Below are 23,636 nucleotides of genomic sequence, written 5' to 3'. Positions count from 1 at the left end.
CCACATGCCCCGAAGGGACCACTTCGCCCGAACTTGTCACCCAAATGAGTGAGGTAACGGATGAAGGAGGAGGGGGGTATGGGGGGGGTGCGGGGCGCAGCCCCCACCCCCCCCAGGGGCGCGGGGAACTGCGCGACCAGCCACGACGGCGCAGCAGCCGAAAACCGCCCACCCCAACGCCACTAGCTACGCAACACCGCTCCCGTTCGCTCCCCCGCGAGAGCAACAGCCGCATCCCGAGCAGCCGAAGCCTCGTCAACGGTCAGCGTCCGATCAGCCGCCCGGAACCGCAACGCATACGCGAGAGACTTCCGCCCCTCCCCCAACTGCTCACTGCTCTCGTACACATCGAACAGCCGAAGCGACTCCAGCAGCACCCCCGCCCCTTCCCGCAACGCCGCCTCGACGTCCGCATGCGGAACCTCACGCGCGACGACAAGAGCGACATCCTGCGTCGCGACAGGGAACGTCGAGATCTTCGGCCCCTTGGGCACCCCAGAACTCGCCGCCTCCAGCTTGTCCAGGTTCAGCTCCATCGCACAGGTGCGCGCGGGCAACCCGAGCGCCTTCAGCACGCGCGGGTGCAGCTCACCGGCGTACCCGATGACCTGCTCGGTGCCGTCGATCACGACGGCCAGCGCCGCACAGCGGCCGGGGTGCCAGGGCCCGTACTGACCGGCCCGGACGAGGAGTTCGGTGCCCGCCTCCGCCGCCAGACTCCGTGCCGCCTCGATCGCGTCGGCCCAGTCGGCCGGGCGGCCCTTGCCCCACCAGCCGGCCTGCTCGCGGGCGCCCGCGAGGACGACGGCGGCGTGCCGGGGCTGGACGGGGAGCGCGGCCGTGAGGGACGCGATCTCCTCGTCGGTGGGACGCCGGTCGACGGGCAGGCGACCGGCGACGAGCAGTTCGTCCTGCGGGTGGAAGACCAGCCCCGTCTCGAACAGGGCCAGGTCATGACTGCCCCGCCCGTCGTTCCGCCGCAACGCGCCGAGCAGGCCCGGCAGCAGCGTCGTACGGAGCGCGGGCTCCTCGTCCGACAGCGGGTTGGCCAGCTTGACGACCTTGCGCTTCGGGTCGTCGGCGGCCAGGCCCAGCTGGTCGAAGACGTGCTCGCCGATGAACGGGTAGTTCAGCGCCTCGACGTAGCCCGCTCCGGCCAGTGCGCGGCCGACGCGGCGGTGCAGGCGCTGCCGGTCGGTGAGGCCGCGGCCCGCGGGGGGCTTCGGCAGCGTGGAGGGCAGGTTCTCGTAGCCCTCCAGGCGGATGACCTCTTCGGCGAGGTCGTTCGGGTCCGTCAGGTCGGGGCGCCAGGACGGCACGGTGACGATCAGCTCGTCCTGCCCGTACACGTCGCAGCCGACCTCCTGGAGGCGGCGTACGACGGTCTCGCGGCCGTACTCGACGCCCGCGACCCGGTCAGGGTGGTTCGCCGGGATGGAGATCGTGCGCGGCGCGGACGGCGCGATGACCTCGGTGACGCCCGCGTCGGCGGTGCCGCCGGCGAGGAGGACCAGGAGGTCGACCGTACGCTGGGCTGCGGCCGCGGCGGCCTGCGGGTCGACGCCGCGCTCGAAGCGCTTGGACGCCTCGGAGGCCAGCTTGTGACGGCGGGCCGTGCGCGCGATGGTGATCGCGTCGAAGTGGGCGGCCTCGATGACGACCTCGGTGGTGGTGCCCTCGGTGTCGTCGATCTCGGTGTTGGCGCCGCCCATGACGCCCGCGAGGCCGATGGCACCCCGGTCGTCGGTGATGAGCAGGTCCTCGGGGTCCAGCGTGCGCGTGACGCCGTCGAGGGTGGTGAGCTTCTCGCCCGGCTCGGCCCGGCGCACGCCGATCGCACCCTGGACGCGGGAGCGGTCGTACGCGTGCAGGGGCTGACCCAGCTCCAGCATCACGTAGTTGGTGATGTCCACGGCGAGCGAGATCGGGCGCATGCCCGCCTTCTGGAGGCGGCGCCTGAGCCAGATCGGGGACTGCGCGTCCGGGTCGAGCCCGGTCACCGTGCGGGCGGTGAAGCGGTCGCAGGCGAACGGGTCGGAGACCTCGACCGGGTAGCCGTACGCGTTCGGCGCCGGTACGTCGAGCAGGGCCGGGTCGCGCAGCGGGAGGCCGTAGGCGATGGCCGTCTCGCGGGCGATGCCGCGCAGGGACAGGGCGTACCCGCGGTCGGGCGTGACGGCGATGTCGAGGACCTCGTCGACGAGCTGGAGCAGCTCGATCGCGTCCGTACCGACCTCGTGCTCCGGCGACAGGACGATGATGCCGCCGCTGCCGTCGTCGCCCATGCCCAGCTCGTCGCCCGAGCAGATCATGCCGTGCGAGGTGTGGCCGTACGTCTTGCGCGCGGCGATCGCGAAGTCGCCGGGCAGGACGGCGCCCGGGAGGACCACGACGACCTTGTCGCCGACGGCGAAGTTGCGCGCGCCGCAGACGATCTCCTGGGGCTCACCGGTGCCGTTGGCCGTGCCGACATCGACCGTGCAGAAGCGGATCGGCTTTTTGAAGCCCTCCAACTCCTCGATCGTGAGCACCTGGCCGACGACCAAGGGGCCCTTGAGACCGGCACCCACCTGCTCGACGGTCTCGACCTCAAGGCCCACCGAGATGAGCTTCTCCTGGACGTCTCGGCCGGTCTGCGTCGCCGGCAGGTCGACGTACTCCCGCAGCCAAGAAAGCGGGACCCGCATCAGATCTCCATCCCGAACGGCCGGGTGAACCGGACGTCACCCTCGACCATGTCTCGCATGTCTTCGACGTTGTGGCGGAACATCAGCATCCGCTCGATGCCGAACCCGAAGGCGAATCCGCTGTACTTCTCGGGGTCGACGCCGCACGCGACGAGCACGCGCGGGTTGACCATGCCGCAGCCGCCCAGCTCGATCCAGCCCTCGCTGGAACAGGTCCGGCAGGGGCGGTCGGGGTTGCCGACGGAGGTGCCCTTGCAGACGTAGCAGAGCATGTCCATCTCGGCGGACGGCTCGGTGAAGGGGAAGTAGTTGGGCCGCAGCCGCGTCTTCATGTCCGGGCCGAAGAGCGACTGGACCATGTGGTCCATGGTGCCCTTGAGGTCGGCCATGGTCAGGCCCTCGTCGATGGCGAGAAGCTCGATCTGGTGGAAGACGGGGGTGTGCGTGGCGTCCAGCTCGTCCGTGCGGTACACGCGGCCGGGGCAGACGATGTAGACCGGCGGCTCACGGTCGAGCATGGAGCGGGCCTGCACGGGCGAGGTGTGCGTGCGCAGCACGACACCGGACTCGTCGCCGGTGGTCCCCTTCGGGCCCTCGACGAAGAAGGTGTCCTGCATCTGCCGGGCCGGGTGGTCCGGGGTGAAGTTCAGGGCGTCGAAGTTGAACCACTCCGCCTCGACCTCGGGGCCCTCGGCGACCTCGTACCCCATGGAGACGAAGACGTCCGCGACGCGCTCCATGAACGTGGTCAGCGGGTGGCGGGCGCCGGCCTGCACGCGGTCGTACGGCAGGGTGACGTCCACCGCCTCCTCGACCAGCACGCGGGCGTCCCGCTCGGCCTCCAGCTCGGTCTGGCGGGCGGCGAGCGCCTTGTTGACGGCGCCCCGGGCCTGGCCGACGAGCTTGCCCGCGGCGGCCTTGGCCTGCGGGGGCAGCGCGCCGATCTCGCGGTTGGCGAGGGCCAGCGGCGAGGTGCCGCCGGTGTGGGCGACCTTGGCCTCCTGGAGCGTGTCGAGGGAGTCCGCGGCGGCGAAGGCGGCGAGCGCCTCGTCCCGCATGCTCTCGATCGCTTCCGGTTTCAGGGCCTCGACCTCTACAGGGTCGTACGACTTGTTCGGTGCCGACATCTCTTCCCGTGCTTCCGGTTGGCTGGCGGATGGTCCCCGTCGTCTACGGCTCGGAGACGAATCGTCCACAGAGAGGGACGCAAAGGTGCCAAAGGCCGAGTCTAACGGGGGTGAGGTGTTCGAACGCGCCCGTGGGGCCTCGTCGGCGTTACTGGAGGTACGCCGGGGTGCTCACGGGCAACATAAATCGGAACTCGGCGCCGCCGCCGGGGGCGCGGCCGACCGTGATGGAGCCGCCGTGGGCCTCGACGATGCCCTTGACGATGTACAGCCCGAGGCCGGTGCCGCCGCGCTTGCTGCCCCGCCAGAAGCGGGTGAAGACGCGGTTCATGGACTCCTCCGGGATGCCGGGCCCCTCGTCGCTCACCGTGACCGACGTGGCCGTGTTCTGGTCGGCGTCCCCCTCACGCGGGGACAGCGCGGCCGTGACATCGATGGTGACGGTTCCCTCGCCGTGGCGCACGGCATTTTCCAGCAGGTTGCTGAGCACCTGGTCGACCTTGTCCGGGTCCGCCCACAGCGCGGGCAGGGGCTGCTCTATCCGGAGCAGGAACCGGTCGGCGGGCTGGCCCGCGGCCACGTACGCCTGGATGTGCCGGCCGACGGCGGCGCCCATGTCGACGGGCTGGCGGCGCAGTTCGAGCCGGCCGGAGTCGATGCGGGAGATGTCGAGCAGTTCGGCGATGAGCCGGGTGACACGGTTGGCGTCGGCGTCGACGGTCTCCAGCATCAGTTTCTTCTGGTCGTCGGTGAACCGTTCCCACTTCGCGAGCAGGGTCGCGGTGAAGCCCTTGACGGAGGTGAGCGGCGAGCGCAGTTCGTGGGCGACGATGGCGATCAGCTCGGCGTGGCTGCGCTCGGTGCGGCGGCGGGCCTCGGTGTCGCGGAGAGAGACGACGACGCGGCGGATCGGTCCGGTGGGACGCGTACGGAGATAACGCGCCGAGACGAGGACCTCACGCCCGCCGGGCAGCAGCAGATTCCGCTCGGGCTGGCCGTTCCGGATCGCGAGCCCGCCGTAGGGGTCGGTCAGCTGCCACCAGCGCCGCCCTTCGAGGTCTTCTAACGGAAGGGCGCGGTCGAGCCGCAGGCCCAGGACATCAGCGGCACGAACGGCGGTGATGCGTGCGGCGGCGGCGTTGAAGCAGATCACCCGGCCATGCTCGTCGGCGACGACGAGGCCGTCGGGCAGGTCGTCGGGGTCGATGCCCAGCTCGGCTCCGAATCCCGCTCCGGTCCCGGGACCGGGCCCGGCGGGATCACCGTGCCGGGAGGCGGCTTCACTCCGCAATCCCCATGCCCCCAGTGTTCCGCTCGTGCCGACAGTCATCCCCGTACCCCACCTCTCGGACTGGCGCAGTGGGCCCCCGAGCCCGTCACCCTACTAGCTCTCGGTGACGGAGCGGCACCCTCCGGAGGCGCGCTGTGCACGGGCGGACGCGTAGAGACATACGGCGGCGGCGGTCGCCAGGTTCAGGCTTTCCGCCTTTCCGTGAATGGGAACACGCACGACGGCGTCGGCCAGCGCGCGCGTCTCCTCCGGGAGCCCCCAGGCCTCGTTGCCGAACACCCAGGCGGTGGGCCCGCCCATGGTGCCCTTGTCCAGCTCGTCGTCAAGATCGTCCGCACCCACTCCATCAGCGGCCAGAATCCGTACGCCGACGCCCTTGAGCCCGGCCACGGCCTCCTCGACGGGCACCCCGACGGCCACGGGCAGATGGAACAGAGAGCCCACGGAGGCGCGTACGGCCTTGGGATTGTAGAGATCCACAGACGCATCGGTGAGTACGACGGCCTCGGCACCGGCGGCGTCCGCGCAGCGCAGAACGGTGCCGGCGTTGCCCGGGTCGCGGACGTTCGCGAGGACCGCGACCAGCTTGGGCCGCGCCTTGAGGATGTCCTCGAACGGGGTGTCGATGAACCGGCAGACCCCGACGAGGCCCTGCGGGGTGACGGTGGTGGAGATGTCGGCGATGACGTCGTCATCGGCGAGGTGGAGGCGGGCGCCGCTGTTCTCGGCCTCCCCGACGATGTCGGCGTACCGCTCGGCGGCGTCGACGGTGGCGAACAGCTCGACGAGCGTCCCCTTCCGGTACCCGGCCGCCTCCCGCACGGCCTGCGGCCCCTCCGCGAGAAACAGCCGGTCCTTCCCCCGGAAGTTCCGCCGGGCCAGCCGCCGCGCGGCGGCGACGCGGGCGGAGCGGGGGGAGATCAGCTCGGGGGCGGAGGGCATGTGGGCACCTTCGGGGTCGGGTCGGGTGAGGTGAGCGCCTGAGGGGGTGGGTGCATCGCTTGCGTGGCCGGTGCGGGCCGGTGGGGCTTCTCGCGCAGTTCCCCGCGCCCCTGAAAGGCGGGGGCTGCGCCCCTCGCCTTTCGGGCCGCAGGGCCGGGTCTTTTGCTTTTAGGGGCGCGGGGAACTGCGCGACCAGCCCCCACCGGACCCGCACCCGACAACGCAACCAAAAAAACACCCGGGCCCGCAGGCGGCGAACACCTGCGGGCCCGGGTCACATCACACGCTGCTCAAGGCCAGCGCTGGCGTCACGCCGCCTTGGGCGCGTTGACGTCCGCCGGCAGAGCCTTCTGCGCGACCTCGACCAGCGCGGCGAACGCACCGGCGTCGTTGACGGCCAGCTCGGCCAGGATCTTGCGGTCGACCTCGATGTTGGCCGCGTTCAGACCCTGGATGAAGCGGTTGTACGTGATGCCGTTGGCGCGGGCAGCGGCGTTGATGCGCTGGATCCACAGCCGACGGAAGTCACCCTTGCGCTTCTTGCGGTCGTTGTAGTTGTAGACCAGCGAGTGGGTGACCTGCTCCTTGGCCTTGCGGTACAGACGCGAACGCTGACCGCGGTAGCCGGAGGCGGCTTCGAGGATCGCCCGGCGCTTCTTGTGGGCGTTTACTGCCCGCTTGACGCGTGCCACTTTTTAACTCCTTGTAGCGGGGCCGTGGTTGTTGTCACACAGCCCGGATTTCGACAGGGTCCCGGTCTTCAGACGTACGTACGGCGCGCGGGCGCCGGTACGTCACTTGCCGAGAAGCTTCTTGATCTTCTTGGCGTCGCCCGGGGCCATCTCGGCGTTGCCGGTGAGGCGACGCGTCAGACGGGACGACTTGTGCTCGAGCAGGTGGCGCTTGCCGGCGCGCTCGCGGAGCACCTTGCCGGAGCCGGTGATCTTGAAGCGCTTGCTGGCACCGCTGTGCGACTTGTTCTTCGGCATAGCGCCGTTCTCTCCTCGTCAGTGGCGTTCCGGTGCCCGGTCGTGAAACCGGGCACGGTGGAACGTCATATGTATGGGTTGGCATCCCAGGGCGTGAGCCCCGGGATCAGACCTCGGCGGATGCCTCGGACTGAGCCTCGACGGTCTCGGCGGTGGCGGCGTCGTCGACGATGTCCTCGTCGACCTCGTCGCTCTCCGCGGCGTTCTGCGACTTGCCCGGGTTGGCCTTCGCTTCCGCCTTGCGTGCCGCCTGGGCCTCACGGGCCTCGGCCATCGCCTCGGTCTTCTTCTTGTGCGGACCGAGAACCATGATCATGTTCCGGCCGTCCTGCTTCGGGTTCGACTCGATGAACCCGAGGTCCTCGACGTCCGACGCGAGCCGCTGCAACAGTCGGTAGCCCAGCTCGGGCCGGGACTGCTCGCGACCACGGAACATGATCGTGATCTTGACCTTGTCGCCCTGCTTGAGGAACCGGACGACGTGACCCTTTTTGGTGTCGTAGTCGTGCGGATCGATCTTCGGCCGGAGCTTCATTTCCTTGATGACCGTGTGCGCCTGGTTCTTGCGCGCCTCACGGGCCTTCATGGCCGACTCGTACTTGAACTTCCCGTAGTCCATGAGCTTGCAGACCGGCGGGCGAGCGCTCGCCGCCACCTCGACCAGGTCGAGGTCGTACTCCTGCGCAAGCTCCAGGGCCTTGGCAAGCGGAACAATCCCGACCTGCTCGCCGCTGGGACCGACAAGTCGCACTTCGGGAACGCGAATCCGGTCGTTGATGCGGGGCTCGGTGCTGATGGATCCTCCTCGGTAGCACCACACGGCGGTCTGGCGGACAGCCGCGTATGTCTCTGATGACGTTGGGACCAACCACCGGGGCACATGAAAAATGCCCCGACGGGACACAGGCGGGGCTCCAAAGGAATACCGGAGCACCGCCGCGGTCAACCGCGGGGCGCACATCGGGCGACTCCATCGTCCGTACGGAACGATGGTGGCCGCCTGACCGGGTGACCCGCCGTCCGTGAGGATGGCCGGGTGGGAGATCGGAGCCTCCACTTGTGGGCCGGGCACGCAAGTGTCCAGCCGGTCGTTACAAAAGGTTAGCACCAAGTAGGGGCAGGTGCTAACCGGCAGGTACCGGGCGCCCGCACAAAGGCGCCCGGACCCCTGGGCCTATCGTGTGGGCCATGAGTGAGACCCCTCCCCAGAGTGCTGAGACTCCCCAGAGCGCCGACTTCGACGCCATGACCCGCGACATCGCCGAGGTTCCGGCGGTCGAGGTGATCGTCACGGTCGCCGTGAACCTGATGAGCGCCGCCGCCGTGAAGCTCGGTCTGACCGACGAGGGCGACAAGTACAAGGACCTGGACGAGGCCCGCAAGCTGGTGCACGCCCTCGCCGGTCTGCTCGACGCGTCCGCGACGGAGATCAGCTCCTTCCACGCGGCCCCGCTGCGCGACGGCCTGAAGTCGCTCCAGCTGGCGTTCCGCGAGGCGTCCCTCGTCCCCGACGAAACGGGCCAGGGCCCCGGCGAGAAGTACACGGGCCCGATCTACGGCTAGGGACGTGTGTAGAGGGGCTCGCCTGGAGGCACCGCCCCGGCCGGCAGCAGTGCCAGGTCGAGGCCGCGCACCAGGCGGGCCCTGAGCGTCTCGTCGGCGGCGAGACGTCCGGCGACCGCGCGGGCCGCGTCGGCCGGGGGTGCGGCCGGGTCCAGTACGAGCGCGAGGGTGCCGTCGGCCTGTCCCGGGCCCAGGTGGGCGCGGACCACGGCGGGCTCGGCGGCCACGGCGGCCCGTACGGCGTCGACCACGGCGGGATCGGCGAGCGGATCGGCCGTCGTACGCCCCTCGGCGAGCGCGCGCAGCGCGGGCCCGGTCAGCTCGTACGGCACGGGACCGGCCAGGTCGAGCACGATCGTGTCCGCCTTCTCGTGGACGGCCGCCTGGATGGCCTGGTGCAGGGGTACGGCGACGGGGCGGGCGGCCGGGTCCCAGCGGGCCAGCGAGTCGGTGGACGTGAAGGCGGGCAGGGCGGTCCGGTCGCCGGCCTTGAGGGTCGGTACGGCCATGTCGCTGGTCTTCTCGTGGCGCAGCCCGTTCTCGTCCTCCTCGACCTCCCCGAGCACCGCGACGACGGGGACGAGCAGCCGGGCGCCCTTGAGCGCGGCCAGTACCGGTCCGACGGCGGCGCGGTCCTCGGCCCAGGCGGCCAGCGCGGCGCTCAGCCGGGGGTCGGCGGTGCCGTCGTCGTCGGGGAAGCCGGAGTCGGGAATGTTCTTGTTCGCCACGGTGACCGACCCTATCGGGGGATCGCTCCTGGGCTTTCGCCGCCCCGGAAACCCGCCGTTCACCGGACTCACGGGATTCTCAGGCAGAGCTGACACACATCTAACATTCGCCTAATCCACCGCACAGTCAGGGCCGCCAGCATCGCGGCATGGCCTCTGAGACAGCTCCCCGGCGCCGGTCGCTCGTCCACATCGTGCTCGCCGCCGCGGTCGTCATGGGCGGTACGGGGGTGGGTACCGCGTATGTGAAGGCACAGGCTCACACGGGCCGCGTATCGTCGGCGTCGCCGGCCTCTCCCTCCCCCTCCGCGTCGGCGTCGAGTTCGGCTTCGGCTTCGGCTTCGGTGAGCGAGGAGGCGTCGGTGGCACCCCAGGCGGAGCCCACGGTTGACCCGGACACGCTGCTGTCCAAGGCGATGAAGCGGGTGACGGCCGCGGCCGAGGACGGGGCCGAGGTGTCCGTGGCCGTGCTCGACGTCGAGTCGGGTGACAGCGCCACGTACGGGGACGGGGCCTTCGACACGGCGAGCATCGTCAAGGTGGACATCCTGGCGACGCTGCTGCTCCAGGCGCAGGACGAGAAGCGGGGTCTCACGGCGCAGGAGAAGCGGTACGCCACCGCGATGATCCAGGTCAGCGACAACGCCTCGGCGTCGGCGCTGTGGACGGCGATCGGGAAGGCGGCGGGGCTCGCCACCGCCAACAAGCGCTTCGGGCTGACGGACACCGAGGGCGGTACGGGCATGCTGTGGGGCCTGACCCAGACCACTGCGGCCGATCAACTCACCCTGCTCCGGCAGGTGTTCGCGGAGAACGGGGAGTCGTCGCAGCTGAGCGAGGCGAACCGGACGTATCTCCAGGGCCTGATGGGTTCCATAGCGGTGGACCAGGACTGGGGGGTGTCGGCGGCGGCCGACGGAGGTACCACAGGCTCCCGATTCGCCCTGAAGAACGGGTGGTTGCCGCGTACGGCGACGGGGCTGTGGGACATCAACAGCGTCGGGCGGGTGACGGCGGCGGACGGGCGTGAGTTCCTGGTCGCGGTGGTGTCGAACGGCAACACGACGAAGGCGAAGGGGATTTCGCTGGTGGAGTCGGCGGCGCGGGCGGCGGTGTCGGTGTTCGAGAGCGCGGACGCGGGGGCGACGACGGCCACGACGGCCACGAAGTCCGGTACCACTACCGAATCCTGACGGACGATCAGGTCCCCGGATCAGTCACCGGAGGAAGTCGTCGTCGTACGAGTCATGGGCGGGCTGGACGACCGTCCTGCGGCGACCGCGCCACAGCGTGACCGCCGCGATGAGGAGCAGGGCGCCGAGGCCGCCCGCGACGGGGCCGGCCCAGCCGGCGGAGTCTTCCTTCTCGGGGGCCGCGTCGGGGCCCGTACCGAAGTACTCCTTGCCGTACTCGGCCGACTTGAGCTGTTCCGGCTTGAGTTTGCCCGCCGCCTTGATGGCCGCCGCGGGGTCGATGAAGCCGTAGCCACGGGAGTCGTCCCGGCCGCCGTCGGGCGAGTTGCGGGCCGTGTCCTCCAGGAGCTTCTTGATCTGGGCCGGGGTCAGTCCGGGGTGGGCGGCCTTGATGAGGGCGACGGCGCCGGAGACGAAGGCGGCGGCGGCGCTCGTGCCCCAGCCCTCGTAGTAGCGCTCGTCGGGGGCGGCGATGACAACGTCGACGCCGGGGGCGCTGACCGTGGCGTACCAGCGGCGGGTGGAGAAGAAGGCGCGGGTGCCGTACTTGTCGACGGCGGTCGCGGCGATCACGCCGGGGTAGGCGGCCGGGTAGGAGATGTGGTCGCCCTTGTCGCCGCCGTTGCCTGCCGAGGCGACGACGACGGCGCCCTTCTCCAGGGCGTACTGGACGGCCTCGTCCTCGGCGGGTTCCGGGTGGGCGGACTTGGAGTCGTCGCCGAGGGAGAGGTTGATGACGTCGGCGCCCTGGTCGGTGGCCCAGCGGATGCCTTCGGCGAGGGCGTTGCCGCGGGTGTTGCGGGCCTTGCCGCGGGCCGAGTCGCCGTCTTCGAGGATGACGCGGACGGGGAGGATCTTCGCCTCGGGGGCGATGCCCATGACTCCGTCGTCGTTGTCGTAGCCATGGCCGTGACCGGCGATGATGCCGGCCATGGCGGTGCCGTGCCTGGCCCAGGCCGCGTCGCCCCGGCTCGCGCCGAAGCCCACCATGTCCTTGCCCGCGAGGACGTTGCCGACGAGGTCGGGGTGGTCGGCCTCGACGCCGGTGTCGAGCACGGCGACCGTGATCCCCTTGCCCTTGGTCGTACGCCAGGCCTCCTGCGTGTGCATGGCGTCGAGGGCCCACTGCTGGGCCCGGATGCCGTCGGCGTACGCGCTGGTGGCGGGCAGGAGGGAGAGCGAGCCGGCCAGGAGGAGCACGAGGAGCCCACTGCGGGCGGTGCGGGTCCGGATCATGACTGCTGCTTCGCGGCCGAGCCGACGGTCTTGCGCAGGGCCCGTTCCACGCGGTCGGCCAGGCCCTTCGCCTCGTGGCCGAGGCCCGCCTGGGCGGGGGCGGTGGTGGCGCCGGTGACCATGGCCGCTTCGGCGGCCTGCGGGGAGTCGACCTTCCGGCCATCGGCCCAGCCGGAGACGGCGTACGTGACGACGGGGGCGTCGGTGAGGACGGAGATGGTCCAGGAGGCACGCTGGGCGTCCGTGAAACCGGCGGCGAGGGTGTTCTTCGCGGCGTAGGGCCGGGGCATCAGGTCGGCCCGCTGATCGAGTTTCTCGTTGCTGAAGCGGGTGCGCAGGGCGCGCATCGCGGTGGCGTCGGCCTTGGTGAAGAGGAGGCCGACGGTGGTGACGTAGCTCTGGGTCTCGTCGGTGTAGGTGGCGCGCAGGAGGCGCTGGCAGCCGACGGGAGCGAGGGCTTTGAGCAGCAGCGGGTCGAAGGCATCGGCACAACCGCTGTCCGGGGCGACGGCGATCCGGGTCCAGGTCCGGTCGGCGCCGCCGGGACCGGCCCCGTCGCCGTCAATGGTGGGCGGAAACAGCTCGTCCACGGGAACGCTGTGCCAGAGCCCGGCGGCGGCGGTGAACGCGGTACGCGCACCGGCGTCCCCCGACCCGTCCCCGGTGAGCCAACTCCCGGTCAGCGCACCGCCGATGAGCCCGAGCCCGACCACGGCACAGACTGCGGCGAGCAACACCCGCCCGCTGAAGGAACGGTGCCGCGCCCCGATCCCGTACACATCAGGCTGAGCAAGCGACACAACAGGCCGCCCGGCTCCGACACCACCGGCGTCGGCGCCGTAGGGGGCGTTCCAGGAGAGCGCGGGATCGGGCATGCCGGGGGCGGGGCGCGGAGGTTCGGCGGGGGCCGGGGGCATCTCGATGCTGGAGCCCTGGACCGGCTCGGACACGGACGAGTACGGCCGACCAGCCGGGGCGGAGGGCGCGCCGGCCGGGGGCATCTCGGCAGCGCCGGGCCGGCTGCTCGAAGCGTGAGGCCGGTCAGCCACGGGCGCGTTCGACAGATACGGTCGACCGGCCGGGGCGGGAGGCGCACTCGCCGAGGGCATCTCGGCAGCGCCGGAACGGCCGCTCGACGCCTGAGACCGGTCAGCCACGGGCGCGTTCGGGAGATAGGGACGACCGACCGGAGCGGCAGGCACACCAGCCGAGGCACTCTCGGCGGCGCCCGGACGACCGGCCGCCGCCTGAGTCCGGTCGGCCACGGCCGGGTCCGAGCCGGACGGGCGGCCGACCGGGCCGGAGGACTGATCCGCCGAAGGCATGTCGGCGGTGCCGGAACGACCGCCCGACGCCTGAGACCGGTCAGCCACGGGCGCGTTCGGGAGATACGGCCGACCGGCCGGGGCGGCAGGCACACCAGCCGAGGCACTCTCGGCGCTGCCGGAACCGTTGCCCGACGCGTGCGCGGACGGATCCGAGGGGGACGACCGACCAACCGGGGTCGAGGACCCGCTTGCCGGGCGCAAGGGATCAGCAGACGCCGAAGAGCCGGTTGCGGACCCGCCCATGGAGTACGGCCGGCCGGCCGGGGCCGAAGGCCTGCTTGCCGGGCGCAAGGGATCAGCAGACGCCTGAGAGTCCGTTGCGGACCCATCCGTGGAGTACGGGCGACCAACCGAAGCCGAAGGCCCGCCTGTCGAGCGCACGGGATCAGCGGGCGCCGAAGAGCCGGTTGCGGACCCACCCGTGGAGTACGGGCGACCAACCGAAGCCGAAGGCCCGCCTGTCGAGCGCACGGGATCAGCGGGCGCCGAAGAGCCGGTTGCGGACCCACCCGTGGAGTACGGGCGACCAACCGAAGCCGAAGGCCCGCCTGTCGAGCGCACGGGATCAGCGGGCGCCGAAGAGCCGGTTGCGGACCCACCCGTGGAGTACGGGCGACCAACCGAAGCCGAAGGCCCGCCTGTCGGGCGCGCGGGATCAGCGGGCGCCGGAGGATCGGCCACGGGCCCGTCCGTGAGGTACGGCCGGCCGGCAGGGGCCGAAGGCGCGCTCGCCGGGCGCGGAGGATCGGCCGGCGCCGGAGGCATCTCGGCGGTGTCCGACGTCTGAGACCGCTCGAGCTGGTCCGAGAGGTACGGGCGGCCGCCGGGGGCGAAGGGCCGGTCCGGAGTGCGGGGTGCGTCGGTGGGGCGCGGCTGAGTGCCGGTGCCGGGGCGGCCGTTGGGGCTGGGGGGCGTCTCGCCGGTGCGCGGCTGGTCGGTCGGCCGGGGAGGGGCGGTCGGCGGGACCTTGCGCAGGCGCCGGGTCGTCTCCGACTCGGTCTCGGTGAGGGCGGTCGGGCGCCAGGGTGCCACGGGCGGCTGGTGGGTCGGGCGCGGCGGCAGGTCGGGCCGGGGGCGCGGCGCAGCCGGGGTACGGCCGGCGGGCGGCGCGTCCGGGAGCCGGGCCGAGGAGGGCGGCGGCGGAGGCGGGGTTATGGGGTCGGTGCCCTCGCGGGAGGGGGCACGCAGGTGCGGGAAGCGGGGCGGGGCCCAGTCCTGGGTGGCGTCCGGTGTGCCGGGGGCTCTCGTCGTGCTGGGCGCAGCCGTACGAGGGGCCGCCGCGCCGGGAACGGTCGTACGAGAAGTCGCCGAACCAGAGGACGCCGAGCCGGAAGACGGCCGGCCCGAGGGCACCGGGCCGGAAGCCGTACCGGGCGGCCGTGTGCCGTTCTCGGCTCCCGGGCGGGGGTCTGACGGGGCCGACGACACACCGGGCGTATGCCCAGACGTCGTGGTCGTCGCGTCGTCGGTCGCGCCGGGCCAGCCGGTCGTGGCACCCGCGCTGCCCGCACCGGGCCGGTCGCCCGTGGTGCCCGCATCGTTCCAGTCAGGCGTCCTGCCCGCGCTGCTGCGGTCGGCCGTCGACGCGTCCGCCGGCGTGCCGAAAGCCGATGGGCGGTGCGTGCCGTCCGGCGTGCTCCTCGTGTCCTCCGCGGTCTCGTCCGTGGCCGGTGGAGTGGTCGGGCGTGGAGGGATGGAGGCGCGGCGCGCTTCCGTGCTCATGCCACCCCCCGTTCCAAAATCCGTGCGGCGCGGGACGCGGCCGTCCCGGGCACGCATACCCGCGCGGGCGTGCCGCCATCCGGGCGCGTACCTCCGCGCGCGGTGGCTCCTCCCTGCGTGAAGCGTCACTCTACGGGTTGACCCCCGCCGAGCGGGAACCAGTCCGCGGCACCGTGGCTTCTGCCCGGATCGTCCCCTTACCCTGCGGTAATCGTGTCTGGCAGGCTTCGTTCATGACTGCCCGCGCAGCTGACCGGGCCCGTTACGACCGGGCCACCGCTCACCTCGACGCACCGCTCGCGATCGTCGATCTGGAGGCCTTCGACGCCAACGCGGACGACCTCGTGCGGAGGGCCGCGGGCAAGCCGATCCGGGTCGCCAGCAAGTCCGTACGCTGCCGGGCCCTGCTCGAACGCGTGCTGGCCCGGGAGGGCTTCGCGGGCATCATGTCGTTCACCCTCGGCGAGTCCCTCTGGCTCGCGCGGTCGGGGTTCGACGACATCCTGCTCGCCTATCCGTCGGCGGACCGCACAGCCCTCGCCGAGCTGGCCTCCGATCCGAAACTCGCCGCCGCCGTCACCGTCATGGTCGACGATCCGGCCCAGCTCGGGTTCATCGACGACGCCCGGGGCGGCGGGCGCGAAGTCGTGCGTGTCTGCCTGGAGTTGGACACCTCGCTCCAGTTGTTCCGGGGGCGGGTTCGCATCGGGGCGCGGCGATCGCCGTTGCGCTCCCCCGCCCAACTCGCCGAGCTGGCCCGGGAGATCGCCCGGCGGCCCGGGTTCAGGCTCGTGGGGATCATGGCGTACGAGGGGCACATCGCCGGGGTCGGAGACGCGGTCCCGGGGCGGCCGGTGCGGTCGCGGGCGATCCGGCTGATGCAGGCCACGGCCCGGCGCGAACTCGTCGAGCGGCGCGCGGCGGTCGTGCGCGCGGTGCGGGCCGTCGCGCCTGACCTGGAGTTCGTCAACGGCGGCGGTACGGGCAGCGTGCAGACGACGGCCGCCGAGGACGCGGTCACCGAGATCGCCGCCGGGTCCGGGCTCTACGTACCTCGGCTCTTCGACAACTACACGTCGTTCAGGGGGCGTCCGGCCGCGCTGTTCGCACTGCCCGTCGTACGCCGGCCGGGGGTCGGGGTCGTCACGGTGCTGGGCGGCGGCTATCCGGCCTCCGGTGCCGCGGGGGCGGACCGGTTGCCGGTGCCGTATCTGCCGGAGGGGCTGCGGTACGACGGCCAGGAGGGCCCGGGTGAGGTGCAGACGCCGTTGCTCGGCTCGCCCGCCGACGATCTGCTCGTCGGCGACAAGGTGTGGTTCCGGCACGCGAAGGCCGGTGAGCTGTGCGAGCGGTTCGAGGTACTGCGTCTGGTCGCGGGCGACACGGTGACGGCGACCGTCCCGACGTACCGGGGAGAGGGCCACACCTTTCTGTAGCGCACCCCTGTGGCGCACCGGACATGTCCGGTCAGTTCGACGGGCCGAGACTGCTGCCCACTCCCCCGCCGGTGTCCGCGTCCCCGATCGGCCGGATGCCCTCGGTGATCCGGTCGAGGTCGGTCAGCGGCGGCCCGTCCGGGCCCGCGTCGACGGCGAACCGGACGATCACCGGTGCCCCCGTACCGACGCTGGACGGGAAGGCGAGCGACTGGACGTAACCGCCGGGCCCGGCCTCGGTGGTGACCCGCCAGCGGACGAAGTACCCGGCGCGGCCCGCGACGGCGACCGTGCCGGAGCCGACGATCCGGTGCCCCGTGATCCCGCCGAAGGGCCGGCTGCCGATGCGGTCGCGGTCGTACGCGTCGTCCGCCGCGTCCGCGATGTCCGCCCTGGCCAGGGCTTCGGGCGAGGTCTCGGCGTTCTCGGTGACCGTGCGCGAGACGACCCGGCCGTGGTGGCAGACACCGGGGTCGCCGGGGCAGTCGTAGGTGCCGTCGGTGGTCATGACGACGTCGTCCTCGGTGACGAACTCGGGCCTGACCCAGCCGTCGAGGAGGGGGAAGGTGATGCCGTTCAGCTCGTCGGTCACGAGGGCGGGGTCGTCGACGGGGGGTGAGGGTGATGTGGCGGCTGGGGGCGGGGTGTCCGCGACGGTCGGGCTCGTACCCGTACTCGTGCTCACCGTCGTACCCGTGTCCTCGCCGCCGCTCAGGACGAGCGCGCCCGCGACGATCGCCGCGACCAGGACCCCTGCCGCCGCCGCGAGGACGGTCGCCTTGGCCCGGCCCACGCCCCCGCCGGGCTGCGGCGGGGGCGTGGGCGCTTCGGGCGTGCGCCAGTGGTCGGTCCAGGCCGTGCCGCCCCACCAGCGCTCCGTGTGCGGGGCGGCCGGGTCGCGGTACCAGCCGGGCGGTGGCGTCGTGCTCATTCCGGCACTGTAGGGGCGCACCCCTGGCCGACGTACGGCTGTTGGCCTACACGGGAGTGACGTACGCGCCCGCGATGCCGCCGTCCACCAGGAAGTCGGTGGCGTTGACGAAGGACGAGTCGTCGCTGGCCAGGAAGGCGACGGCGGCGGCGATCTCGTCGGCCTCGGCGAAGCGGCCGACCGGGATGTGGACGAGCCGGCGGGCGGCGCGCTCGGGGTCCTTGGCGAACAGCTCCTGGAGGAGCGGGGTGTTGACCGGGCCGGGGCAGAGGGCGTTGACGCGGATGCCCTCGCGGGCGAACTGGACGCCCAGTTCACGGGTCATGGCGAGGACGCCGCCCTTGGAGGCCGTGTACGAGATCTGGGAGGTGGCGGCGCCCATCCTCGCCACGAACGACGCCGTGTTGATGATGGAGCCCTTGCCCTGGCGCCGCATGTAGGGGATCGCGGCCTTGCAGCACAGGAAGACGGAGGTGAGGTTGACCTCCTGGACGCGCTTCCAGGCCTCCAGGCCGGTGTCCAGGATGGAGTCGTCGTCGGGCGGCGAGATACCGGCGTTGTTGAACGCGATGTCGACGCTGCCGTAGGTGTCGTACGCCGTCTTGAAGAGCGCCTCGACCTGGTCGGGGTCGGTGACGTCGACCTTGACGAAGATCCCGCCGATCTCCTCGGCGGCCGCCTTGCCGCGCGTCTCGTCGACATCGCCGCAGACGACGTGGGCGCCCTCGGAGGCGAGCCTGCGCGCGGTGGCGAGGCCGATGCCGCTGCCGGCACCCGTGATGACGGCGGTACGGCCGACGAGACGCCTGCAAATGCTCTCTGCGGTCACTGTGCGGGCCTTCCGTGCTAGATGGTCTAGATGGTGCTGATGAAGACGTTCTTGGTTTCGGTGAAGGCGGTGAGGGCGTCCGGGCCCAGCTCGCGGCCGATCCCGGACTGCTTGAAGCCGCCGAAGGGGGTCCAATAGCGCACGCTGGAGTGCGAGTTGACGGACAGGTTGCCCGCCCGGACGGCCTGGGAGACGCGCAGGGCGCGGCCGACGTCGCGGGTCCAGATGGAGCCGGAGAGGCCGTAGTCGGTGCCGTTGGCCAGCTGGATGGCCTCCGCCTCGTCCTCGAAGGGGAGGACGACGGCGACGGGGCCGAAGACCTCCTCGACGGCCACGCGTGCGTGCGGGTCGACGCCGGTCAGGACGGTCGGCGGGAACCAGAAGCCGGGGCCCGCAGGCGCCTCGCCCCGGATGCCGGCCAGGTCGTCGGTGACGTAGCCGCGTACGCGGTCCAGTTGGGCCCTGGAGATCAGCGGGCCCATCTGGGTCTTCTCGTCGGCCGGGTCGCCGACGAGGACGGACTCGACGGCGGGGGCGAGGAGTTCGAGGAAGCGGTCGTACACGGAGCGCTGGACGAGGACGCGGGTGCGGGCGCAGCAGTCCTGGCCGGAGTTGTCGAGGAAGGACATGGGGGCGGCTGCCGCCGCGGCCTCGATGTCCGCGTCGGCGAAGACGATGTTGGGGCTCTTGCCGCCGAGTTCGAGGGTGACGCGCTTGAGGAGCGCCGACCCCTTCGCCAGCACCTGCTTGCCGACGCCGGTCGACCCGGTGAAGACGATCTTCGCGACGCCCGGGTGTTCGACGAGCGCGTTGCCCGCGACGGGGCCGTGGCCGGGGAGCACCTGGAACAGGCCCTCGGGAAGGCCTGCCTCCAGGGCGAGTTCGGCGAGGCGCAGTGCGGTCAGCGGGGTCGTCTCGGCGGGCTTGAGGACGACCGCGTTGCCCGCGGCGAGCGCGGGTGCCGCACCCCAGGCGGCAATGGGCATGGGGAAGTTCCAGGGCGCGATGACGCCGACGACGCCGAGCGGTTCGAGGATGGTGATGTCGAGGCCGCCGGCGACCGGGATCTGACGACCCGTCAATCGTTCGACACCCCCTGCCGCGTAGTCGAGGAGATCGCGGACGTTGCCTGCCTCCCAGCGCGCGTTGCCGATGACGTGTCCGGCCTCGCGCACCTCCAACTGGGCCAGTTCTTCGAGGTGTTCGTCGACGGTGGCCGCGAAGCGGCGCAGCAGCCGGGCGCGGTCGCCGGGCGCGAGGGCCGCCCAGCGGGCCTGGGCGTGCGTGGCGCGTACGACGGCCGCGTCGACGTCCTCGCGGGTGGCGGCGGGGACGATGGCGACGACGTCCTCGGTGGCGGGATTGAGAACGCGCAGCTCACCCTCGTACACAGGCTGATGCTCGTGTTGGTTTTCGTGCTCGTACGGCAAGGAAGGACCTCTCACAGGCGTTCGAAGGAGCGGCGCAGCTCCCAGTCGGTCACCGCGGCGTCGAAGGCGTCGAGTTCGACGCGGGCCATGTTGCGGTAGTGGGCGACCACCTCGTCACCGAAGGCGGCCTTGGCGACGGGGCTGTTCTCCCACAGTTCGGCGGCCTCGCGCAGGGTGGTGGGGACATGGGCGTAGTCGGCGGTGTACGCGTTCCCGGCGCAGGCCTCGGGCAGTTCGAGCTTCTGCTCGATGCCGTGGAGCCCGGCGGCGATGAGCCCGGCGACCGCGAGGTACGGATTGACGTCACCACCGGGCAGCCGGTTCTCGAACCGCATGGACCGCCCGTGGCCGACGACCCGCAGCGCGCAGGTGCGGTTGTCGTAGCCCCAGGCGACGGCGGTCGGCGCGAAGGAACCGGGCTGGAATCTCTTGTACGAGTTGATGTTGGGCGCGTAGAGGAGCGAGAAGTCGCGGAGCGCGGCGAGCTGCCCGGCGAGGAAGTACCGCATGACCTCGGACATGCCACCGGGATCGGCGGCAGCACCGGCCATGACGTTCGTCCCGTCCGAGTCGGCGAGCGAGAGATGGATGTGGCAGGAGTTGCCCTCGCGCTCGTTGTACTTGGCCATGAAGGTGAGCGAGTAGCCCTCCTGGCTGGCGATCTCCTTGGCGCCGGTCTTGTAGACGGCGTGCTGGTCGCAGGTGACGAGGGCGTCGTCGTACTTGAAGGCGATCTCGTGCTGGCCCGGGTTGCACTCGCCCTTGGCGGACTCGACGATCAGCCCGGCGCCCGTCATCTCGTTCCGGATGCGGCGCAGCAGCGGCTCGATACGCCCGGTGCCCAGCACCGAGTAGTCGATGTTGTACTGATTCGCCGGGGTCAGATCACGGTAGTGGGCGTCCCAGGCCTGCTCGTACGTGTCCTTGAAGACGATGAACTCCAGCTCGGTGCCGACCTTGGCGGTGAACCCGTGCTCGGCGAGCCGTTCCAGCTGGCGGCGGAGGATCTGGCGGGGCGCGGCGACGACCGGGGAGCCGTCGTTCCAGGCGAGGTCGGCGACGAGGAAGGCCGTACCGGTGTTCCAGGGCAGCCGGCGGAGCGTGGAGAGGTCCGGGTGCATGGCGAAGTCGCCGTAGCCACGCTCCCAAGAGGACATCTCATATCCATCAACGGTGTTCATTTCCGTATCAACGGCGAGGAGGTAGTTGCAGCCCTCGGTGCCGTGTTCCAGGACGTCGTCGAGGAAGAAGCGGGCGGCGAACCGCTTGCCCTGGAGCCGCCCTTGCATGTCGGGGAAGGCCAGGACGACAGTGTCGATCTCACCGCTCGCGACGAGGGCGTGCAGTTCGTCGACGCTCAGCGGGGGTGTGCGGTCTGCCACGGGAAAGCTCCTTCGGCTTCTGCGCGTTTTTTCAGCCGGGCCGGAAGCCATAAGGTATTGCGGAGAACCATTGCTTGGGAAGGGGGCACGGCCAGATGGCGCTGGACGCTGAGGGCGGCCTGGAGGACCGGTTGACGCCGGTGCTGCGGCCTGTGCGGGCGGGCAACGGTTTCGAGGAGGCACTGGAACAGATTCTGCAGGTCGTACGGCTGGGCCTGGTACCGGGCGGCGAGCGGCTGCCGGCCGAGCGGGAGCTCGCGGAGCGGCTCGGGATCAGCCGGGTGACGCTGCGCGAGGTGCTGAAGGTGCTCCAGGACCAGGGGCTGGTGGAGTCGCGGCGCGGCCGGTACGGCGGAACGTTCGTGCTGCCGCGCGGCGAGGCGGGCGCGGGCGGCGAGGACGAGTTGCGGCGGCGGATCAGCGCGGTCGACATCGAGGACGTGCTGCGCTTCCGGGAGGTGCTGGAGGTGGGCGCGGCGGGTCTGTGCGCGCAGCACGGACTGTCGGGCGAGCAGGCGGGGCGACTGCGGGAGGCGCTGGCGCGCACACAGGACGCGCCCCTGTCGGACTACCGCCGCCTGGACACCCTCCTCCATCTCACCCTGGCCGAGCTGTGCGGCTCCCCGACGCTGACCTCGCAGTACGCGGCGGTACGGGCGACGGTGAACGACCTGCTGGACTGCATCCCGCTGCTGGTACGCAACCTGGAGCACTCGCAGCGCCAGCACGCGGCGCTGGTGGACGCGGTGCTCGACGGGGACGCGGACGGGGCGCGGGAGATGATGCGGGAGCACTGCTCGGGGACGGCGGCGCTGTTGCGGGGGTTCCTGGCGTAAGGGCGCGAAGGCTGTTCGGCGGGTGAGACGTGGGTTGCCTCATGGGGCGAGGGTCGGCAAAGGTATGGGCGTACGCCATTGGACGCCCCGTTGGATGCCCCATCGGAGGCCCCTTCGGATGTCAGGGAGGCCCTCGTGACGACCGCCGGACGACGACCGCTGATCGGCGTCAGCACCTACCTGGAGTCCGGCGCGCGCTGGGGTGCGTGGGAGCTGCCCGCGGCGCTGCTGCCGGCCGGGTATCCGCGGCTCGTGCAGCGGGCCGGGGGCATCGCCGCGATGCTGCCGCCGGACGATCCGGCACACGCCGCCGCGACGGTCGCCCGGCTCGGCGGGGTCGTGATCGCGGGCGGTCCGGACGTCGATCCGGCCCGGTACGGAGCGGATCGCGACCCGCGCACGGGCCCGTCGGCCGAGGCGCGGGACGCGTGGGAACTGGCGCTGATCGAGGCGGCGTTGGCGTCCGGGACGCCGCTGCTGGGGATCTGCCGGGGCATGCAGCTGCTGAACGTCGCCCTGGGGGGCACGCTGGTGCAGCACATCGACGGGCACGCGGTGACTCCGGGGGTCTTCGGCGAACACACCGTGAAGCCGGTGCCGGGGACGCGGTACGCGGAGGCGGTACCGGAGGCGACGTCGGTGCCGACGTTCCACCACCAGGCGGTGGACCGTCTGGGGAGGGGGCTGGTGGCGTCGGCGTACGCGGAGGACGGGACGGTGGAGGCGGTGGAGCCGGGGGGTGGGGGTGCCGGTTCCGGGTGGGTGTTGGGGGTGCAGTGGCATCCGGAGATGGGGGAGGACTCACGGGTGATGGGGGCGTTGGTGGCGGCGGTGGGGTAAGGGGTTTTTCTCGCCCCCGCCGCCCCTACCCGTCCCATCCTCGGGGGCTGCGCCCCCGAACCCCCTTGTCCTCAAACGCCGGACGGGCTAAAAGATCAAGCTCCGGCCGGCATCATCCAGCCTCTCCGGCGTTTGAGGAGCGGGGGTTCGGGGGCGGAGCCCCCGAGGATGGGACGGGTAGGGGCGGCGGGGGCGAGGAAACTCTGGCCTCAGCCCCGTGTCAACCCCAGCAACTCCCGTGCCGGCCCCGTCGGCCGATGTCCCGTCGGCCACACCGCTCGCAGCTCCCGGTCCAACCGCACCCCCGCCAACGGCACACACACCAACCGCCGAGTCGACAACTCCTCCCCCACCGCCAGTTCGCTCAACACCGCCGGCCCCGCCCCACCCACAGCCGACGCCTTCACCGCAGTCGTCGACGACAGCTCGATCAGCGGACGCGCCAACCCGCCCAACGCCGTATCCAGCACCTGCCGAGTCCCCGACCCCTCCTCCCGCAGGATCAACGGCGTCACCGCCAACTCCTCCGCCCCCACCGGCTTCCGCCGCCGCGCCCACGGATGCCCCGGCGCCGTCACCACGATCAGCCGGTCCTTCGCGACGACCGCCGAGTCCAGCCCGCTCGGCACGCCCGTGCCCTCCACGAAGCCGAGGTCCGCCTCGTCCGCCAGGACCCGCTCGGCCACCGTCGCCGAGTTCCCGGCGAGCAGCGACACCGCCGTCTCGGGACGGAGGGCGCGCAACGCGAGCAGCCAGCCCGGCAGCAGGTACTCGGCGATCGTCATGCTCGCCGCCACCCGCAGCCGGGAGTCACGCCGCACCCGCAGGGCCTGCGCACCGGCGTCGAACGCCTCCGCCGCCTCCACGACCCGCCGCGCCCAGTCGGTGACGAGCACACCCGCGTCCGTGAGCCGGGATCCGCGCGGCGACCGGTCCACGAGGGCCAGACCCAGCTGCCGCTCCATCGACCGGATACGGCTGCTGGCGGCCGGCTGCGTGACGCCCAGCTCCTGCGCCGCCCGCCCGAGACTCCCCAGCCTTGCCACCGCGAGCAGCAATTCCATCGCGCCGAGATCCGGAACCCGGTGCGCGACACCCGCCGACCGCGAGGCCCTACCCTCCACATCAGCCATAGATCCAGCTTAT

General features: G+C 71.7%; 21 protein-coding genes. 6 read left to right on the top strand and 15 right to left on the bottom strand.

Annotated elements, in window-relative coordinates:
- Positions 1-182 precede the first annotated feature (182 nt).
- From pheT to infC, 7 genes are all read right to left on the bottom strand, one after another.
- Positions 183-2,687, bottom strand: a complete 2,505-nt coding sequence (gene pheT / locus OG787_RS40410) for a phenylalanine--tRNA ligase subunit beta (protein ID WP_405538591.1) — start codon at positions 2,685-2,687, stop codon at positions 183-185.
- The gene (gene pheS / locus OG787_RS40405; RefSeq protein ID WP_405538590.1) at positions 2,687-3,814 is read right to left on the bottom strand and encodes a phenylalanine--tRNA ligase subunit alpha; all 1,128 of its coding nucleotides are present in this window, start codon (positions 3,812-3,814) and stop codon (positions 2,687-2,689) included. Before pheS ends, pheT begins: the two co-directional genes overlap by 1 nt.
- A 148-nt stretch (positions 3,815-3,962) precedes the next feature.
- Positions 3,963-5,144, bottom strand: coding sequence for an ATP-binding protein (locus OG787_RS40400; RefSeq protein WP_405538589.1), 1,182 nt, complete (start codon positions 5,142-5,144; stop codon positions 3,963-3,965).
- A 54-nt stretch (positions 5,145-5,198) separates the two neighbouring features.
- Positions 5,199-6,047 (bottom strand): TrmH family RNA methyltransferase, encoded by an 849-nt coding sequence (locus OG787_RS40395; RefSeq protein ID WP_369034325.1) that lies wholly within the window; start codon positions 6,045-6,047, stop codon positions 5,199-5,201.
- A 308-nt stretch (positions 6,048-6,355) separates the two neighbouring features.
- Positions 6,356-6,739, bottom strand: coding sequence for a 50S ribosomal protein L20 (gene rplT, locus OG787_RS40390; RefSeq protein ID WP_105974242.1), 384 nt, complete (start codon positions 6,737-6,739; stop codon positions 6,356-6,358).
- 102 nt (positions 6,740-6,841) lie between these two features.
- Positions 6,842-7,036 carry a 50S ribosomal protein L35 gene (gene rpmI / locus OG787_RS40385; RefSeq protein ID WP_003947156.1) on the bottom strand — a complete coding sequence of 65 codons (195 nt, stop codon included), beginning with the start codon at positions 7,034-7,036 and terminating at the stop codon, positions 6,842-6,844.
- Positions 7,037-7,142: 106 nt separating this feature from the next.
- Positions 7,143-7,856 carry a translation initiation factor IF-3 gene (gene infC, locus OG787_RS40380; protein ID WP_369034326.1) on the bottom strand — a complete coding sequence of 238 codons (714 nt, stop codon included), beginning with the start codon at positions 7,854-7,856 and terminating at the stop codon, positions 7,143-7,145.
- Between the two features lie 368 nt (positions 7,857-8,224).
- Between infC and OG787_RS40375 the strand changes: the two genes are divergently transcribed.
- On the top strand, positions 8,225-8,599 hold the full coding sequence (locus OG787_RS40375) for a DUF1844 domain-containing protein (RefSeq protein ID WP_405538588.1): 375 nt from the start codon (positions 8,225-8,227) through the stop codon (positions 8,597-8,599).
- Here OG787_RS40375 and OG787_RS40370 read toward each other — a convergent pair.
- Complete coding sequence (locus tag OG787_RS40370; protein ID WP_369034328.1) at positions 8,596-9,327, bottom strand: SseB family protein; 732 nt, start codon at positions 9,325-9,327, stop codon at positions 8,596-8,598. The two genes, OG787_RS40375 and OG787_RS40370, sit on opposite strands and share 4 nt — an antisense overlap.
- 149 nt (positions 9,328-9,476) lie before the next feature.
- Here OG787_RS40370 and OG787_RS40365 point away from each other — a divergent pair, with 149 nt between their 5' ends.
- On the top strand, positions 9,477-10,520 hold the full coding sequence (locus tag OG787_RS40365) for a serine hydrolase (protein WP_405538587.1): 1,044 nt from the start codon (positions 9,477-9,479) through the stop codon (positions 10,518-10,520).
- Positions 10,521-10,544: 24 nt separating this feature from the next.
- Here OG787_RS40365 and mycP read toward each other — a convergent pair whose 3' ends face one another.
- Both mycP and OG787_RS40355 read right to left on the bottom strand, forming a co-directional pair.
- Complete coding sequence (mycP, locus tag OG787_RS40360) at positions 10,545-11,756, bottom strand: type VII secretion-associated serine protease mycosin (protein ID WP_405538586.1); 1,212 nt, start codon at positions 11,754-11,756, stop codon at positions 10,545-10,547.
- On the bottom strand, positions 11,753-12,706 hold the full coding sequence (locus OG787_RS40355) for a hypothetical protein (protein WP_405538584.1): 954 nt from the start codon (positions 12,704-12,706) through the stop codon (positions 11,753-11,755). Before OG787_RS40355 ends, mycP begins: the two co-directional genes overlap by 4 nt.
- A 1,255-nt stretch (positions 12,707-13,961) precedes the next feature.
- On the opposite strand from OG787_RS40355, the gene OG787_RS40350 reads away from it, so the two are divergent.
- Both OG787_RS40350 and OG787_RS40345 read left to right on the top strand, forming a co-directional pair.
- The gene (locus OG787_RS40350; RefSeq protein WP_405538583.1) at positions 13,962-14,927 is read left to right on the top strand and encodes a hypothetical protein; all 966 of its coding nucleotides are present in this window, start codon (positions 13,962-13,964) and stop codon (positions 14,925-14,927) included.
- Between the two features lie 112 nt (positions 14,928-15,039).
- Positions 15,040-16,242, top strand: coding sequence for an amino acid deaminase/aldolase (locus OG787_RS40345; protein WP_369034332.1), 1,203 nt, complete (start codon positions 15,040-15,042; stop codon positions 16,240-16,242).
- Positions 16,243-16,273: 31 nt separating this feature from the next.
- Here OG787_RS40345 and OG787_RS40340 read toward each other — a convergent pair whose 3' ends face one another.
- Genes OG787_RS40340 through OG787_RS40325 form a run of 4 tightly spaced genes read right to left on the bottom strand, consistent with a single transcriptional unit; the run spans position 16,274 to position 20,814 of the window.
- Positions 16,274-17,173 (bottom strand): DUF2510 domain-containing protein, encoded by a 900-nt coding sequence (locus tag OG787_RS40340; RefSeq protein WP_405538582.1) that lies wholly within the window; start codon positions 17,171-17,173, stop codon positions 16,274-16,276.
- A 46-nt stretch (positions 17,174-17,219) separates the two neighbouring features.
- Entirely contained in the window at positions 17,220-18,002 is a 783-nt protein-coding gene (locus tag OG787_RS40335; RefSeq protein WP_405538581.1) for a 3-oxoacyl-ACP reductase, read from the bottom strand.
- Positions 18,003-18,028: 26 nt separating this feature from the next.
- Positions 18,029-19,393: an aldehyde dehydrogenase family protein gene (locus OG787_RS40330; RefSeq protein WP_405538580.1), complete on the bottom strand. Its 1,365-nt coding sequence runs from the start codon at positions 19,391-19,393 to the stop codon at positions 18,029-18,031.
- A gap of 50 nt (positions 19,394-19,443) precedes the next feature.
- Complete coding sequence (locus tag OG787_RS40325) at positions 19,444-20,814, bottom strand: glutamine synthetase family protein (RefSeq protein ID WP_405538579.1); 1,371 nt, start codon at positions 20,812-20,814, stop codon at positions 19,444-19,446.
- A 95-nt stretch (positions 20,815-20,909) separates the two neighbouring features.
- Here OG787_RS40325 and OG787_RS40320 point away from each other — a divergent pair, with 95 nt between their 5' ends.
- Positions 20,910-21,650: a FadR/GntR family transcriptional regulator gene (locus tag OG787_RS40320; protein ID WP_369034337.1), complete on the top strand. Its 741-nt coding sequence runs from the start codon at positions 20,910-20,912 to the stop codon at positions 21,648-21,650.
- 135 nt (positions 21,651-21,785) lie between these two features.
- Entirely contained in the window at positions 21,786-22,490 is a 705-nt protein-coding gene (locus tag OG787_RS40315; protein ID WP_405538577.1) for a gamma-glutamyl-gamma-aminobutyrate hydrolase family protein, read from the top strand.
- Positions 22,491-22,699: 209 nt separating this feature from the next.
- Here OG787_RS40315 and OG787_RS40310 read toward each other — a convergent pair whose 3' ends face one another.
- Positions 22,700-23,623 carry a LysR family transcriptional regulator gene (locus OG787_RS40310; RefSeq protein WP_369035826.1) on the bottom strand — a complete coding sequence of 308 codons (924 nt, stop codon included), beginning with the start codon at positions 23,621-23,623 and terminating at the stop codon, positions 22,700-22,702.
- Between the last annotated feature and the right edge of the window lie 13 nt (positions 23,624-23,636).

It is taken from the genome of Streptomyces sp. NBC_00075 (assembly GCF_045041225.1).
Lineage (GTDB): Bacteria > Actinomycetota > Actinomycetes > Streptomycetales > Streptomycetaceae > Streptomyces > Streptomyces adonidis.
Note: the sequence above shows the minus strand (reverse complement) of the source record. Positions and strands in the feature narration are given on the sequence as shown.